This is a genomic window from Streptomyces albidochromogenes (assembly GCF_005981925.1).
GTDB classification, from domain to species: Bacteria; Actinomycetota; Actinomycetes; order Streptomycetales; family Streptomycetaceae; genus Streptomyces; species Streptomyces albidochromogenes.
Genome location: NZ_VBVX01000778.1, coordinates 1 through 399, shown reverse-complemented (window position 1 = coordinate 399; position 399 = coordinate 1). Strand labels below are relative to the sequence as shown.

At 63.2% G+C, this 399-nt stretch carries 1 protein-coding gene; it reads left to right on the top strand.

The window, feature by feature from the left end:
* Positions 1-79: 79 nt before the first annotated feature.
* On the top strand, positions 80-399 hold a 320-nt coding region (locus E2E34_RS35160; RefSeq protein WP_244316417.1), incomplete at its 3' end, for a ferritin-like fold-containing protein.

The window sequence follows — 399 nt, the reverse complement described above, 5'->3', positions numbered from 1 at the left end:
ACCCATTGTAGCTGGTCGCGGTGTCTGGACCGATTTGCCAGCCGATCAACCCCGTCTGACGGCGTCTAGAGTTGGCGTCATGAATTCGCCTCAGCCTGCTGCGGAACAGATCGCCAAACCGGTCGATTCGGGTGTGCCGGCGGATCACCCCGGTGTCAACGAATTGTTCGCGGTGCTGGCCTACGGCGAGGTCGCCGCGTTCTACCGGCTCACCGAAGAAGCGCGCATGGCACCGAATCTGCGGGGCCGGATCAACATGGCGAGCATGGCCGCCGCCGAGATGGGGCATTACGAGGTGCTGCGGGATGCCTTGGAGCGCAGGGGAGTTGACGTTGTCTCGGCGATGACGAAGTATGCGTCGGCCTTGGAGAACTACCACCGGATGACCACCCCCAGCAC